The sequence below is a fragment of the Vibrio astriarenae genome (assembly GCF_010587385.1).
Taxonomy (GTDB): Bacteria; Pseudomonadota; Gammaproteobacteria; order Enterobacterales; family Vibrionaceae; genus Vibrio; species Vibrio astriarenae.
Genome location: NZ_CP047476.1, coordinates 1090732 through 1105647, shown reverse-complemented (window position 1 = coordinate 1105647; position 14916 = coordinate 1090732). Strand labels below are relative to the sequence as shown.

At 46.2% G+C, this 14916-nt stretch carries 13 protein-coding genes; 7 read left to right on the top strand and 6 right to left on the bottom strand.

Translation table 11 applies throughout. The annotated features are described in order from the left end of the window. Positions 1-24: 24 nt before the first annotated feature. The 4 genes from GT360_RS19285 to GT360_RS19270 form a co-directional block, all read right to left on the bottom strand. Positions 25-2331, bottom strand: a complete 2307-nt coding sequence (locus GT360_RS19285; protein ID WP_164650573.1) for a hypothetical protein — start codon at positions 2329-2331, stop codon at positions 25-27. Between the two features lie 166 nt (positions 2332-2497). Further along, positions 2498-3403, bottom strand: a complete 906-nt coding sequence (locus GT360_RS19280) for a sigma 54-interacting transcriptional regulator (RefSeq protein ID WP_164650572.1) — start codon at positions 3401-3403, stop codon at positions 2498-2500. A 76-nt stretch (positions 3404-3479) separates the two neighbouring features. Continuing rightward, positions 3480-3809, bottom strand: coding sequence for a hypothetical protein (locus GT360_RS19275; protein WP_164650571.1), 330 nt, complete (start codon positions 3807-3809; stop codon positions 3480-3482). Between the two features lie 111 nt (positions 3810-3920). Next, positions 3921-4907, bottom strand: a complete 987-nt coding sequence (locus tag GT360_RS19270) for a helix-turn-helix domain-containing protein (RefSeq protein ID WP_164650570.1) — start codon at positions 4905-4907, stop codon at positions 3921-3923. A 419-nt stretch (positions 4908-5326) separates the two neighbouring features. Between GT360_RS19270 and yegD the strand changes: the two genes are divergently transcribed. Then, entirely contained in the window at positions 5327-6679 is a 1353-nt protein-coding gene (gene yegD / locus GT360_RS19265; RefSeq protein WP_164650569.1) for a molecular chaperone, read from the top strand. Positions 6680-6755: 76 nt separating this feature from the next. Here yegD and GT360_RS19260 read toward each other — a convergent pair whose 3' ends face one another. Both GT360_RS19260 and GT360_RS19255 read right to left on the bottom strand, forming a co-directional pair. Then, positions 6756-7004 (bottom strand): hypothetical protein, encoded by a 249-nt coding sequence (locus GT360_RS19260; protein ID WP_164650568.1) that lies wholly within the window; start codon positions 7002-7004, stop codon positions 6756-6758. Between the two features lie 106 nt (positions 7005-7110). Continuing rightward, on the bottom strand, positions 7111-7944 hold the full coding sequence (locus GT360_RS19255; protein WP_164650567.1) for a formate dehydrogenase accessory sulfurtransferase FdhD: 834 nt from the start codon (positions 7942-7944) through the stop codon (positions 7111-7113). A 164-nt stretch (positions 7945-8108) separates the two neighbouring features. On the opposite strand from GT360_RS19255, the gene GT360_RS19250 reads away from it, so the two are divergent. The 6 genes from GT360_RS19250 to GT360_RS19225 all read left to right on the top strand — a co-directional run bounded on the left by GT360_RS19250 (position 8109) and on the right by GT360_RS19225 (position 14916). Beyond that, entirely contained in the window at positions 8109-8573 is a 465-nt protein-coding gene (locus GT360_RS19250) for a DUF3305 domain-containing protein (protein WP_164650566.1), read from the top strand. After that, on the top strand, positions 8563-9156 hold the full coding sequence (locus GT360_RS19245; protein ID WP_164650565.1) for a DUF3306 domain-containing protein: 594 nt from the start codon (positions 8563-8565) through the stop codon (positions 9154-9156). Before GT360_RS19250 ends, GT360_RS19245 begins: the two co-directional genes overlap by 11 nt. A gap of 292 nt (positions 9157-9448) precedes the next feature. Beyond that, positions 9449-11119 (top strand): 4Fe-4S dicluster domain-containing protein, encoded by a 1671-nt coding sequence (locus GT360_RS19240; RefSeq protein ID WP_164650564.1) that lies wholly within the window; start codon positions 9449-9451, stop codon positions 11117-11119. 6 nt (positions 11120-11125) lie between these two features. Then, on the top strand, positions 11126-11773 hold the full coding sequence (locus GT360_RS19235; protein ID WP_164650563.1) for a TorD/DmsD family molecular chaperone: 648 nt from the start codon (positions 11126-11128) through the stop codon (positions 11771-11773). Between the two features lie 76 nt (positions 11774-11849). Beyond that, a complete protein-coding gene (locus tag GT360_RS19230) occupies positions 11850-12050 on the top strand; it encodes a twin-arginine translocation signal domain-containing protein (protein ID WP_164650562.1) in 201 nt (66 codons plus the stop codon). A 10-nt stretch (positions 12051-12060) separates the two neighbouring features. Further along, positions 12061-14916, top strand: a complete 2856-nt coding sequence (locus GT360_RS19225) for a formate dehydrogenase subunit alpha (protein ID WP_164650561.1) — start codon at positions 12061-12063, stop codon at positions 14914-14916.

Sequence of the window (14916 nt, the reverse complement as noted above, 5' to 3'; positions counted from 1 at the left end):
AGTTCAAGGGCAAAACTAAAGGAGTTAGTCATAGAAAGGGGCGACACAGTCGGTATAGGCACCAGGTGAAACTGGAAGCATATCGTTGTTATTGAAGTTATCTAAAATCGTTTTAAAACTCACGATAGCGTCGCTGTCGTTTGAGCTCCAAAGCATGATAGCCATCTCAATAATCTCACTGACACTCATCCAAACACCGTTGACCTCAATGGTAGCACCGTCTGATAATCCACCGCTCGATGGTCTATGGCGCGTATTGAAAATAAAGGCAAGGAGTTGTTGAGCCAACTGCTCTTTGTGCAGGTGAACATCGGCATTGCCATTATTATCTACGAGGAAGTGAGAGACTTCTGACTGCCAAGTCCCGGCGGCCCAGATCACACTATCACCAGAGAACGCAGCGGTAACTTGAGCCCCGCCGCTATATTGTCCATCGAATGGCTCGTCACCCATATCAAAGTAATCAGATGCCATACTATATGGAAGCAGGCTATTCACATAGTCTCTATCCGCTTCGGTCAGTTCAGATAGTCCGTTCTTGTTGTGCCAATAGCCCTTAGTATCAAAGTTGACGATGACGTCACAGTAGTTATGGAAGTCGAAATGGTGACCAGTAAGGTTATCATCTCTGTTGTAGACTTCACCTTGAACAATTGGGAGGTCATTTTCATAACTGAGTACGGATTGAACATCAAATGTCACGCTGGCACTTGATGAGTAGCCCCATCCTTGTTGCTGGCTTACCATTTCTTCAATCATGTAAGGGCTCAAATCGCCACGAACGTTAGGTACTAAAGCACGGAACGTAACACAACCATCATCACCAGTATATTTGGTGATCTGTCGATTATGTATTTCGCCAATATCACTCCCGAAAATTTCAACAAGTTTGGGCCAAAGATTGGGAGTAGCCACTTCGCTGATATCATCCGGTAGAGGCACGCTCAAAGGAATAGTTAATACCATTGGCCAGTTTGAAATTGTGCCTTCACCATCGTCTTTCTTGCCATTACGATTTTTGTCGAACACTTTACAAACATTGATCTCAGCAATACCAACACTACCAAAGCTCACTGCAAGAACTGGGTCGGGGTCAACGCCTTTTTTCCCTTGGGCGGCTTGAGCGTATAGGCTAGGGATAAAGCCGTCATCCGTCTCTTCACCGGAGTCTCTTGTAATGAGGTCAACAGGCTGATCACAGGCTAGAGGTGATTGGAAATTGATCAGTGATAAGCCGTCGTTATGCTGCGCAGCGAACTCGCGCAAATCAGCAAATGTTGTGAAGTGAGTGAATGGAGTGTTTAAAGGGTTTACCTGATTGAGTGCAGCAAACCACATTAAATGGTCGACTGACCATGATTGTGTTTCTTGCTCTAATACACTGAAGGTAATCGGCAATGCTTCAATGGCCGTTGTGCGATAAATATTGCGCATATCAATAGGATCAGTCACACCAAAATCCCAGTTGGCAATGTGCTCATCACCTAGATCAGGATCATATTGGCAGTTGAGGTTTTTATCGTGGAATGAACGTAGCGCGATGTCATAGGTTTCAGGTACCTCACGATCTCCGAGTTTAACTTTAAAATTATCGGTTTTTGAGTAACGAGGAATGAAGCCGAACACGCCTTGGCAGTTTTCACCAGTTTCACCACCATGAACGCCATTGGGTGCGTTAGAGCAAGCATCGATAACACTCATCTCTGTGGCAACCCAGGCTTTATATACACCACCCGAGTTAGGAGTGTTCGCAAAAGGATAGAGTTGAATCGTATCCCCTTCAGCAAGGTCATCGGGTGAGTCTAGGTATTCGCTACCAAGTATATGAGTACACGGTAGTGATTCTGTTACCATCTGGCCTTTTACTTTGTGAGTGACAGAATACGTTGCATTGATAGGGAAGACACCATCTTCGCCATCAAAGTAGAAAAGGCGACATTCGAGAGGCTCGGCGTTAAAGACTACAGCGTTTTTTGGTCCGCCTTTTCCTTTTACGGTTTCATAGCAACTGCCACCATTAACTCCAGCATCATCTTCAATACTAGAGAGCAAACAACGTCCGGAAGGGTTAGTTACCTGAAAGTAGTAGTTTCCCGCAGGTAAGGCGGCTGCGCTTCCGGGCGCGTTAGGTCCAGGGCCTCCATCTAGGAAAACCTCTTGCTTAGACTCATATCGGACATTTTCATTGACGATTTCACCCGCAGGTGTCGTGGTGAAAATGGCGCCATCCAATCGCGCATATGCTTGGGGAATACTGAGTACTCCAACGGCGCTAATGGCTAAAATTAATCGGGTTCGTGAAGAGCCCGATGGTTCAGTGTGAATACTCATGATAGTACTCCTGACGTGTTTAGACATGCAGGTAGGAGCAACTCTTGTGCCTGTTCTTGATGGGAGTACTATCAACGGCTTACAAGCCAAAATTACAGACTATTGGAGTAAGTGTTTGATTCTCGGTTGTAGGGCTTTACGAAGCGTAACGAACACTGTGTAAACCTCAGCTAGGGTCGAGAACGATATTATGCTTTTTAATCAAGCGATATAAGGTGGGGCGTGAAATGTTGAGCGCTCTCGCGGTTGCCGCGAGGTTGTATCTGTTTGCTCGAATGCATCGCTCGATGCTCTGTGCCGATTCAGTGTTTTTTGAGCAAGCGCCGAGCGAGGCCGCATTTGCTAGCATCAAATGCTCTGGCTCAATAATGTCATTGGTGGCAAGGATAGTGGCCCGACATACGACGTTTTTTAACTCTCTGATATTGCCTGGCCACTGATGTTTCGTTAGTTGCTCTTTAGAGGCCTCAGAAAATTGCATGTGTTGTCCTCCCAGCTCAGCAAGAAAGTCCATTGCTAGGGGTAAGATCTCTTTCTCTCGCTCTCGCAGTGGGGGGATCGATAGAGGTAGCACATTGAGCCGATAGTAAAGGTCGGCACGAAAAAGCTTCTGCTTGATCAGCGTTTCTAAACATTGATTTGTGGCGGCAATAATACGGCAATCGATAGAGTCATCTGAGTCTGAGCCAACGCTATGTATTGATTTTGATTCTAAAAAGTGCAGTAAATGTCCTTGTACTTCTATCGGCAGATCATTGACCTCATCGAGAAAAAGAGTGCCGCTATTAGCACGTTTGATATAACCCGCGTGTTTACGAACCGCACCAGTAAATGCGCCTTTTTCATGTCCAAACAATTCAGATTCGACCAACCCTGGAGGGATAGAGCTACAGTTAATTTCAATAAAAGGAGCAACGGAACGACTGGAACGTTTATGGATCAGTTTTGCGCAGTGACTTTTTCCCACACCTGTCTCTCCCCATATGAGGATCTCATTATTACATGAGGCATATCGGTTAATCTTACTGTAGATATCCGACGAAGGGTCATCGACAAGCCTAAGGTTTGGCATTCTAAGTTCCCCGAGAGGAAGTAAAACTCACTCTTAAGTTTAGTTTTCACTGTCTCATTGTGTAAGTTGAGCTGTCTTAATGTTGAGACTGCAGGCGACCTGATGCGCTGAAGTTGACACTACGGTATGGAGTCAGCCTTAGTTCAAATCTTTCTAGCTTTCCCCAAGGGAAGAGGTAGTCGGGATTGTACTTTATGTAGCAATCAATCAGGGCTTGTGCATTGTTAACAATCGTATGCTTTGAAAGTGAACCGTGTGCAATGAGTTCAATAAAGTCTCGACGCCTGAGTGATTCCCAACTCTCGCGGCTGACGACTTCGGTCAAATCCACAGATAAATATCGATGAATAACGATATAGGGATAAGCAACTTGATTGTGTTTAATTGCCTCTAGTAGCGCTTTCATGAGATCCGAGTTTAGTGTATGCGGAGGAGTTCATTAACATACACAATCGCCGCGTACCTTTGGAGTTGACGTTGCTTTGTGATTGTAAGCATTTGTGTCAATTGATGATGACTAAGAATCTAGTGATTGATTCGCTGTGGCTTTGCGACGAAACGCCGAAGGCGTCGTCCCCGTCCAAGCCTTGAATGCTCGATTGAAGTTACTTAGGTCGCTATAGCCACTTTCCCATGCGATATCACTGGTTGAAAGATCCGTTTCGGTGAGTAGTTTCATTGCATGATCTTTGCGTGTTTGCTCCTTCAATTGCTTGAAAGATAGGCTTTGGGTCCGCAACTGACGCTGAAGCGTTCTGGGGGTGGTGCACAAAATGTTAGCGAACCAATCAATCGTAAACCAAGGCAAAATAGCGTAGCTTTGGATAAGTTGGACCAACCCTTTGTTTATATCCCCAGAGGTAATCTCTCCTTTTACGTGTCGACCCTCTTTCGGCATTTCAATCGCAACAGCGCCAAAGTTGTAGTCAAACTCAATTTCAGTGTTGGCAAAGTACTTTTTTGTGATACTCGGATTGTACTTGCCCATCATCTTTAGCTTTCTTGGCTTCCAGCGTTTGCCAAAAAACACTCTGCAAAATGTAATGAACTGGCACGTTCGATACCATTCCGCTTGAGTCGAACCAGGAATGGTAGGCTTGTGCCCATGGCGATGACAGAACCACCATTGTCCTTCGAAATATTCTGTCCAGATGATGACATGGTTGTTCATCGAATTCATGAATACTGCGAGCTTGTTCAATGCCTCACTAATGTCTTGGCTCTCATTGATCATTTGCTCAAGCTCGGGCAGTGAATCCAGAGTAAATCTTTGTCCAACTTCTACTCCGATGTGAGGACTGACATCTCGCTCTAAGACGGCAACGAATCGAAGTAAACTCTGAGACAGTAACCACTCACTATTACGTATGACATCAGAAGGCATAGAACACTCGTTTGCAATCGCAACCCAATCAATCTCTAATTCATCACAGTAATCAATGAAGGGAGCTAGGTTGCGACTAGAACTTAAACGAAGTTGTTTGTTTGGTGATTGGTTTGGCATGGAGCAAGGATCAAAACTATTGGTGGATACGCTCTAGATTATAGAGCTTAAAAATAGCCGTGTAGCAATAACAAAGAATATGTCGTCAAATGACCTACTTTTCAAACAAGTGCTCTGCCTATAATGCCCGCGTTGTTGAGCTATTGCGACAACCGAGTTTGCTGGGCATGCTAGATTAACTAACAACGTCATGTCTGCAGACGGTTTCTATACTTAATCTTGTTGGCTAGCGGCTTCTCCATGTATCACCAGCCGTTATCCCCTAGCAATCTCGTCTTTTTGGGAACTTGCGTTTCATGGATGAAACGTCCCCACCATTTTTACGTCCCTAGCATCTTTCTTGCTCCTCTATTTAACCTTGACCTGTCTATCGGTATCGGGTTTACTTTGCGACCCACAAATTTCGGTAGAGGTATCACATGGCAATTGGTTTTGATTACGGAACGGCGAACTGTTCTGTCGCTCAGTTTATAAACGGTCAAGTGAACCCCATTCCTCTCGTCGGCGAAGACCGCTACGTTCCTTCGACTTTGTGCGCACCGAACTCAGAAACCGTTTCGGAATATCTGTTTCGTTGTAAAGAGATAAAGCCTGTCGATACCGTAGGTGAAGCTTTGCTGCGCCGCGCGATCAAAGTAAACAGAGAAGAAGGATTAGAAGTCAGGGCGGATGACGTCAAGTTTGGGCATGAAGCGCTCGATCTCTATTTGGATGACCCTAAAGACGTCTATTACGTTAAATCACCGAAGTCATTTCTCGGCGCGATGGGACTGAGAGATATGCAGTTGTCATTCTTTGAAGACTTGGTGTGCGCGATGATGAGTAATATTAAGTCTCGCTCGGAGCAGCATTTAGGTCATGAAGTGAAGCAAGCAGTGATTGGGAGGCCAGTGAACTTTCTCGGTCGCGGTGGCGATAAATCAAATATTCAAGCCGAAGGTATCTTACGAAGCGCAGCCAATCGTGCTGGATTTAAGGATGTTGAATTCCAGTTTGAACCCGTTGCCGCGGGTTTAGAGTTTGAGGCGAGCCTCAAAGAAGATAAGAATGTTCTCATCGTCGATATTGGTGGTGGTACGACAGACTGCTCAATGATTCAGATGGGGCCGACTTGGGCTTCACAAATTGACAGAACCTCTTCGCTGCTTGCGCACTCCGGTCAAATGGTGGGAGGGAATGACCTAGATATCTACACTGCATTTAAATGTTTCATGTCAGAGTTTGGCATGGGCTCTAAGCGTCAATCTGGTTTAGATATTCCTTTAATCCAGTTTTGGAACCCCATTGCGATCAGTGATGTGCAGGCGCAACGTAGCTTCTACGCACATGATAACTTTTCTGTATTGAGACAAATTCACCGAGAAGCGAAAGAGCCAGAGAAGGTCAATCGATTATTGACGCTGCATAGAGAGACATTAGGTTACAGCGTCATACGTGAAGCTGAGAAAACCAAAATTGCACTGGGTGAGCATGAGCAATACACAGCGAACTTAAATCTACTTTCGGAAGTTTTTGAGGTTGATGTCACTCGAGAGCGATTAGAAGCGGCAATAGAGCCGCCAACCAACAAGATTAAAGCACTCGTAGAGGAAGCTGTCGTTCAAAGTGGTATCAAGCCAGACATGGTATTCATGACAGGGGGATCTGCACGTTCTCCCATTTTGACCAATGCCGTGAAATCAGTGCTTGGAGATACACCAGTGGTACGTGGTGACTTCTTCGGCTCAGTGACCTCTGGCTTGGCTCGTCGTGCAAATTTGATTTTTAAGTAGTACTCAAAGAAAAAGCGCTTTGACCGACAAAGCGCTTTTGAGACGATTTAGTCACTTCGATTAGTGCTTTCGGCTTTTAGTGCTTGCGACTGGGGCCGTTGCGCACCAAATCTTTACCATTTTCATAAACATCGGCAGAAACCCAGCGACCTAATAGCAGTTGGTGCTTGCTGTCTAGCACCGCAACAAAAGGGCGGCCATCGGTATTGGTTGTCGCCAGTGCAATACCAGCGACGTCTGATAGGCCAAGTGCGCCACTTTCTACAATGATAAGGAAGCTTTCTAGCTCTTCTAGGGTGTCGATGACTTTAGGATCATTAATCATAATTCTACTCTGTGTCTTTCCAGTAGGTCTCAATGGGCTCACTATACGCTTTATTCTAGATTAAGGCACTTGCTAAGACATTAAATGGTCAAACAGCGCTCAGTCTCTAGCTCTCTTGTGATTGCCCTTTGACATCAAACTCAATGCGGTCTGCACCGTGGAAAGCCTGGAAGCGTAATCCTTTTGCTCGTGCAATGGTGATGATGCCAAATTGTTTCGCGAGATCGAGACCCATCTGGGTTACACCAGAACGAGAGAGCAAGACGGGGATACCCATCTGAGCCACTTTGATCACCATCTCAGAAGTTAAGCGCCCAGTGGTGTAAAAGATTTTGTCATCTCCAGTTTCTTGATTGAGCCACATTTCACCGGCTAGGGTATCTACAGCGTTGTGTCGACCCACATCTTCAACAAACGATAACACCTCATCTCCCTTGCACACGGCGCAGCCATGGACTGCCCCAGCCTTTTTGTAGGTATCGTTATAGTGAGTTAGGGCTTCTAATGATGCGTAGATTTCGGATTGCTTGAGAGAGACTTGGGGAACCTGATAGTTTTCAAGCTGTTTCATAACATTACCGTACATCGTGCCTTGACCACAGCCTGAGGTGACGGTTTTTTTCTTAAGGGCACTGTCGACTTGTTCAGTGTTCTCTTTGGTGATGACTGCGGCGCTACTGGTTTCCCAGTCAATGATCACAGATTCAATCGCATCAGGATCACTGATGAAGCTTTGGTTTTTCAAATAGCCTAGAACGAGGGATTCTGGGCGTGAACCAAGTGTCATGAGGGTGACCACTTCTTTCCAGTTAAGCATTACGGTGAGAGGGCGTTCACACGCAATCTGTTTAGTGATGACTTCGCCGTACTCATCATAAACATCGACTTCAATCGTTTGTAGGGGATTTTCACTGGTTCTTATTATGTTTGGTTTTGCCACATTACCGTCCTAGTTACTGGGGTGCGCAGAGTATTCTACTGTTATTTTGCGATAGCTTGTAATAGCAATAGTTGTTCCAAGTATATACCGAAGCATGTACTACGCTAGCGGTATGGCGTGTTTATTGCTTTAATTGAGGCATTAGAAGAACAATACGAGACAAAATGTCAGTGAATCAAGAGATCACCCAAGATTACGAAAAGACCGACGCCACTTGGTATATTGGTGTTCATCGAGTTGAGCACGAGATAAAAAACGGCATGTGGACGACGACTCAGTGGACACTTGATGGGTTTAACCTGTCACCAGAGCTGAACGAGCAAGACGTTTGCTTGCTACAGCTACACAAAGATGAGCGTACTGACTATCGTTTTAACTTAAGTTCTCAGCAGCCTAAGTTATTCTTAATCATGGATAATGTGGATTCTGGTGAGCGTCCCGTTATTCAGCTTCTAACGGCTTCACAAACCGTAGCAGGCCAGTATATGGATGGCGACAATCAGGTGCTATCTTGCGATATGCCGTTACCGGTTCAGGCATGGATGGAGGCCTTTATCGGTCGTCATGGCGAGTTGCTTGAAGTCAGAAAGAAGAAGCGTAAAGGAGTAGGGCGCGCAAATGGCAACTAGTTTTATCAGCCGCTGGTCAAAGAGAAAGATCGAAGAGTCTCAACATGACGAGGATAGCGCTACAACCGGGCTCGAAACCAGTGAAGGCGACACTGTAGAGCTAGAGCAGAGCCCTCTAATTGATGACGAACCTCAGCCCGCTTTTGAGGCGGTCAAAGAGGATGAAAGCAATCTAAAAGAAGAGTCTGATGAGCCAGTAGAAGAAATGTCAGTGGCGAATCTCTTGGTCTCTGAGGCATCTGAAAGCATTAAGAAGGCGGCATTAAGAAAACTATTCCTATCTGAAGAGTTTAATGTACGCGATGGGTTGGATGATTATGACGATGATTATAGTAATCTCCAGACACTATCAGAGGGTGTCGCCGAAAAGCTTAGAGATTGGGTCAATGATACTGACGATGAATTAGAGCAAGAGACGCAAGATAGCCAAGATCCAACCGATGAGTCGAGCTCTGAAGTTGAAAGTATCGAGCGAATCGAATCAGCCCAAGAAGACGCATCAAACACGTTAGAATCAGACTCAGAGTGTGGTTTAGACGCTGAAGATATCGAGGTGCGACAAAATATACCACACGAAAAATAGGTACATTTTGACGCCATTGAGAAAAAGCCGCCTGGGACAATTTGTCCTAGGTGGCTTTTTTGTTGCTGATGGGTTTATAAATAACGAGATAAAGATCTGATTTTTATCCTAATTTCTATTGGCACGTTGGTTGCAGGGTCTTTCCGAAATAATGATTAGATATCAGAAAGTAAAGTGAGCACACAGGCTCAATCTCATAGTGCTGTAAGGTTTGACGATTTATCTAAGCCTCAAAAAGCCAACTAAAATGAAGATTGGGTAGACTGCTTCAACCACAACGAACTGAACCCTCATGAAAGAAACGTTGAAAGAACTATTACAACAAGCAACATCGACAAATGGTCAGGCGAGACAGTATGCGTTTGAAAATACTGTTGAGTTGACCAATCTTATTCCACCCACAGTCAGTTATGAGAGTGGTGGTCACACCTTGATTATTGGCCCGACGGCAATCATTGAAAGCGCGGCGGCTCAACTTCCTCAGCTGACGAGCTTAACCTTGCTCTCTACCGATGGAGAGAAAGGCTCTGGATCGGATATTTACTACACCAATTCTGTTCAGGTAGCTGGCTTTCTCGGCACGTTTGAGGTGTATGTAGAGAGCAATGGCCTTAGAAGCAACCTTGCTAGTGTTGCTATCAACCATGACTGCTTTGATGTGGTACTTGATTTGTGCCTCGACAGTTGCATGACTGAAGAAGTCCCTGTGCCTGGTTATTATCCCGTTGGACGTGGTTATCCTAAATTGGCCGAAGCGCTTGAAGAGATCCCAACGTTAATGGGGACGTTTGATAAGCCGAAGTTTTTCCGTCTAGATACTGATATGTGCGCGCATAGCTCTCGTGGCGTGAAAGGTTGTGAGCGATGTGTCGATGCATGTCCAGCCGGTGCACTTTCTAGTGAGGGTAACGACAAGATTGGGCACCGTATCGAAATCAACCCATACCTATGCCAGGGTGTGGGTACGTGTGCGACAAGTTGCCCAACCGAAGCGATTCACTATGCCCTACCAAACCCCGATGATACACAAAAGTTTATTGAACGCACCCTAGCAAACTATAAACAAGCGGGTGGTGTCGACCCTATCGTTCTGATTTGTAGCTCTCGACATGAGGCTTATAACGTTATGGCCCTCAAAGCACTACCTGATAATGTCGTGCCAGTGGTTGTAGAAGAGTTACCTTCAATCGGTATTGATACTTGGTTTGCTGCATTGGTGAACGGAGCAACACAGGTCTTGTTCGCGGCTTCTCGCCATATGCCACAAACCATTATTCGCGTGCTGAGCAGTGAGGTGGGTATTGCACAAGAGTTACTGACTCAGCTGGGTATTGCGAAAGAAACCATTGATATTCTTTTCTTGGAGTCACTGCGTGAGGAAGCGCCAACGCTGTGTACTCAATCGTTTGAATTATCACTTGGTGATTTAGCCGGTAATAAACGCCAACGCTTGTTCTCTGCCCTAGATGCATTGTCTGATTCACGCACTCCGTCAGAACCTGTTTTATCACTGCCTGCAAATGCACCTTACGGTAATGTTTCGTGTGAGAGCAAAGGCTGTACCTTGTGTATGAGCTGCGTCGCGGTTTGTCCTACACGAGCACTTCATACCGATGGAGATTCTCCATCACTCAAGTTTGTTGAACAAGATTGTGTGCAATGTGGCCTGTGCGAAAAAGCCTGTCCCGAAAGTGTATTAAGCCTGACTCCACGCATGAATTGGGAGCAAAAGGCTCGACAAAATCCGGTGGTGATTCATGAGGAGAAGGCGACGGAGTGTATTCGTTGCCAGAAACCGTTTGCCCCTCAGTCAATGATCGACATGCTGCAGAATAAACTGCGTAACCACTCTCATTTTACAGACGAAGCCGCATTAAACCGAATTGCCATGTGTGAAGACTGTCGTGTGATCGATGTGTTTGAGTCGATGGCTAAAGACCCGGCACAGCAGTTGAAATATTAGGAGCCGATGTTGGAAAACCTTCAAGAACAAAAACAAGAAAATGAACAGACACTAAGAACCGAAATTTACTTGGTTCTCTCTGCATTGTTTCGCGCTGCGCCGACCCAAGAGATCGTGCAGTTTTTAACATCACTGGATGTAGAGCAAACAGAAAGTGAGATGCAAAAGGCATGGTTAGCCGTACAACAAGCGGCAGCACAATCGGACCAACAAGCGTTAGACGAAGAGTATCAAGATCTCTTTATTGGTATTGGTCGTGGTGAAGTCGTGCCATTTGGCTCTTGGCATCGCACTGGTTCAATGATGGAAAAGCCGCTGGCAGAGATTCGTCATGATCTCGAACTTTTGGGTATAGAGCGCAGTGAAAACGTGAAAGAGCCAGAAGATCATATCGCGGCATTGTGTGAAGTAATGGCGATGCTAACGAATGAAGAAGAAGCGCTTCAGCAAGCGGTGTTTAACAAACACATCGCTCCTTGGTTTGGCCTGTTTACTCAACAGCTACAGACGGCAGAGAGCGCAAATTTTTATAAATCAGTTGCGCAGCTATGTCAGGCCTATCTGGCATTAGAGCAAGTTCGCTTTAGTGTGAATAAGCAAAGCTCGAAGCATAAGCTAAAAATCGACGTGAAAAACGTCACGGATTACGAGTAATTGAGTTCACTCAGTTTGCTCGATAGAGAGGCATGAAGTCTCCGCTAGATATCTACCGGAAGGTAAGGAAGCAAAGATGAAAGAGAATAAAGACGTAAATACAAGTCGTCGAGACCTGCTCAAAGGTTTGACGACGGCTGCTGTGGCAGGCGCGGTTGTTGCGGGCACGACTAAGGTCGCGACGGCTTCAGAAACTGCAGAGCTGCCGAAACAAGCAGAGAAAAAAACAGGCTATCGCGAAACGCAACACGTTCGTGATTACTACGACACACTCTAGGAGATAAAGTATGAAATTGACTAAACGCTCCGATAGTGTGAGCAAAGAAACCAATCAACTCGGAGTTTCACGCCGTTCATTCATGAAAAACACCTCGCTTGCTGCTGGTGGTGCAATGGTGGGTGCAGGGCTTTTCGCTCCGGGTATGATGAAAAAAGCGGAAGCCAAGTCTGTTGACCCAGATGCCAAAACAGAGGTAAAGCGTACCATCTGTTCTCACTGCTCTGTGGGTTGTGGTATTTACGCCGAAGTTCAAAACGGTGTTTGGACTGGACAAGAGCCTGCATTTGATCACCCATTCAATGCAGGCGGCCATTGTGCGAAAGGCGCAGCTTTGCGCGAGCACGGTCATGGCGAGCGCCGTCTAAAATACCCAATGAAGCTAGAAAACGGTAAGTGGAAGAAGCTGTCTTGGGATCAAGCAATTGAAGAGATTGGTAACAAGGCACTTGAGCTTCGCAAAGAGTCAGGCCCTGATTCAGTTTACTTTCTTGGCAGTGCGAAGCACAGTAACGAGCAAGCTTATGCGTTCCGTAAAATGGCGTCATTATGGGGTACAAATAACGTTGACCACCAAGCGCGTATTTGTCACTCAACAACCGTAGCCGGTGTTGCAAACACTTGGGGCTACGGTGCAATGACCAACTCGTTCAATGACATGCATAACTGTAAGTCGATGCTCTTCATTGGTTCAAACCCAGCAGAAGCGCACCCTGTAGCGATGCAGCATATCTTGATCGCAAAAGAGAAGAGTAATTGTAAGATTGTCGTGGCTGATCCGCGTCGCACGCGTACGGCAGCGAAATCGGATCACTATGTTTCCCTTCGCCCGGGCTCTGATGTCGCGTTTATCTGGGGTGTGTTATGGCACGTCTTTGCCAATGAGTGGGAAGATAAAGAGTTCATTCGCCAACGTGTGTTTGGTATGGATGAGATCCGCGCAGAAGTTGAAAAGTGGAATCCTGCTGAAGTAGAGCGTGTCACTGGCGTGAGCGAAGCAGACGTTTATCAGACCGCGAAGCTCCTTTCAGAAAACCGTCCAGGTTGTGTCGTTTGGTGTATGGGGGGAACTCAGCACACCACAGGTAATAACAACACGCGCGCATACTGTGTACTTGAGTTAGCACTCGGTAACATGGGTAAATCGGGTGGTGGTGCTAACATTTTCCGTGGTCACGACAATGTACAAGGTGCGACAGACCTTGGTGTGCTTTCTGATACTCTGCCAGGATATTACGGTTTGTCTGAAGGCTCATGGCGTCACTGGGCAAAAGTGTGGGACGTGGATTTTGATTGGATCAAAGCGCGTTTCGACGACACCGCTTACGGTGGCCAAAAACCAATGAACAGCGCTGGTATTCCTGTTTCTCGTTGGGTAGATGGTGTTTTAGAGGATAAAGAGAACATTCGTCAGCGTGAAAATATTCGCGCTATGTTCTATTGGGGTCACGCGGTTAACTCACAAACTCGTGGTCCTGAAATGAAAAAAGCCATGCAGAAGCTGGATATGATGGTGATCGTTGATCCCTATCCAACGGTTGCAGCAGTAATGAATGATCGTACTGATGGCGTTTATCTGCTGCCAGCAACGACTCAGTTTGAAACTTACGGTAGTGTTACTGCGTCAAACCGCTCTGTCCAGTGGCGCGACAAAGTGGTCGATCCTTTGTTTGAATCTAAGCCAGACCACGAGATCATGTATCTGCTGAGCAAGAAACTCGGGTTTGAAGATCAGCTGTTTAAAAACATCCGCGTCGAGAATAATCAGCCAGTGATCGAAGACATCACTCGCGAGTTCAATAAAGGCATGTGGACGATTGGTTACACGGGCCAAAGCCCAGAGCGCTTGAAAGAGCATCAGCAAAACTGGCACACGTTCCACAAAACCACGTTGGAAGGCGAGGGTGGACCTGCAAATGGTGAAACCTACGGTCTTCCTTGGCCATGTTGGGGTACGCCAGAAATGAAGCACCCTGGTACCCATATTCTTTACGATAACTCTAAGCCAGTTGCACAAGGCGGTGGTACTTTCCGTACACGTTTCGGTGTTGAGTTTGAAGGTAAGAGTTTGCTGGCTGAAGACAGCTACTCAAAAGACAGTGAGATCAAAGATGGTTATCCAGAGTTTAGCGATAAGCTGCTGAAACAACTTGGCTGGTGGGATGATCTCACAGCAGAAGAGAAGCAAGCAGCGGAAGGTAAAAACTGGAAGACAGACCTTTCTGGTGGTATCCAGCGCGTAGCGATCAAACACGGATGTATCCCGTTTGGCAACGCAAAAGCGCGTGCGATTGTTTGGACATTCCCAGATCGCGTGCCATTGCACCGTGAGCCGCTATACACTCCTCGACGTGATTTGGTTACCGATTACCCTACTTGGGATGATAAAGACGCGATCTTCCGTGTTCCAACACTCTACAAATCGATTCAGGCGCAAGATAAATCAGAAGAGTATCCAATTATTCTGACATCTGGCCGACTGGTGGAGTATGAGGGTGGTGGTGAAGAGACTCGCTCTAATCCATGGCTAGCAGAGCTTCAACAAGAGATGTTTGTTGAAGTAAACCCGAAAGATGCAAATGACATTGGCTTTAAAGATGGCGATGAAGTTTGGGTTGAAGGTGCAGAGAAAGGCCGCATCAAGGTGAAAGCACTGGTTACACGCCGTGTTAAGCCGGGTCTTGCATTCATCCCATTCCACTTTGGCGGTAAGTTCCAAGGGGAAGATCTCCGGTCGAAATACCCTGAAGGTGCAGATCCTTATGTGATCGGCGAAGCCGCCAATACGGCAACCACTTATGGTTATGACCCTGTCACGCTGATGCAGGAAACCAAAGTGACACTATGTAACATTCGCAAAGCTTAA